At 43.2% G+C, this 838-nt stretch carries 1 protein-coding gene; it reads left to right on the top strand.

The annotated features are described in order from the left end of the window. Positions 1-705 (top strand): transposase (locus tag ABEW34_RS31605; RefSeq protein ID WP_430165755.1); only part of this gene is annotated, 705 nt, incomplete at its 5' end. Positions 706-838: the final 133 nt, after the last annotated feature.

Here is an 838-nt window from a genome sequence, read left to right as displayed (position 1 = left end):
GGTATCTTCGGTGACCTCTATTCCAGAGTTTCTCTGCAACTTCTTAAGCAATTTACGACTCCTACTGCCTTTCAAGTTGCTGGAGAAGCGAATATCGCCAACACAATTACATGCCTATGCCCAAGTCGATCTGATCGCTGGGCTGACGAAAAAGCAAGCCTTATCCTGGCAGCTGCAGCTAACAATCCTTTTCAGAAAGTAGGCTACAGTAGCCATTTGATAAGCTTAGTGTTATACATCGATTTACTCCTTCAGTACCAAGAGCATCTTTCCTATCTACGAAGTCAGGTTGATGCTCTTGCTGAAGAAGTTGAGGCTTATCAGATTATCCAATCGATACCCGGTATAGGAAGCAAAATCGCTGCAACGATTCTGTCTGAGATCGGGGAGATCCATCGGTTTAATCACGCTAAAAAGCTGGTTGCTTTCGCAGGAATTGACCCTAGTGTTTACGCTTCAGGTAAGTTCACAGCTACCAGCAATCGCATTACCAAACGTGGTTCAAAAAAGCTACGACACGCCTTATATCTCGCCGTATTGTGCGGTCTTAGGAAGTCAGGCAGCAAGAGACTACGTGAGTTTTACGACAAGAAGCGCGAATCAGGAAAGCCTTATCGCGTCGCTCTGATTGCGTGTGTTAACAAGCTCCTGCACTGGATTTATGCATTATTAGTGAAGCAAGAGTGCTTTGTTGACTTAGCATAATTAGCAGATTTATCATTCAAACGAAAAACCTTCCAGCAACTGCAGAGAAGGTTCTTTAGCACGCCTATTTTTAGTATACTGCCAACGCCAAATAAATTTAAGAGAAAAATGTTGACAAGATATTAGCTGGTTT

This window comes from Paenibacillus algorifonticola (genome assembly GCF_050481745.1).
Classification (GTDB): domain Bacteria; phylum Bacillota; class Bacilli; order Paenibacillales; family Paenibacillaceae; genus Pristimantibacillus; species Pristimantibacillus algorifonticola_A.
The sequence above is the reverse complement of the archived record's forward strand: the minus strand, read 5'-3'. Positions and strand labels throughout refer to the sequence as shown.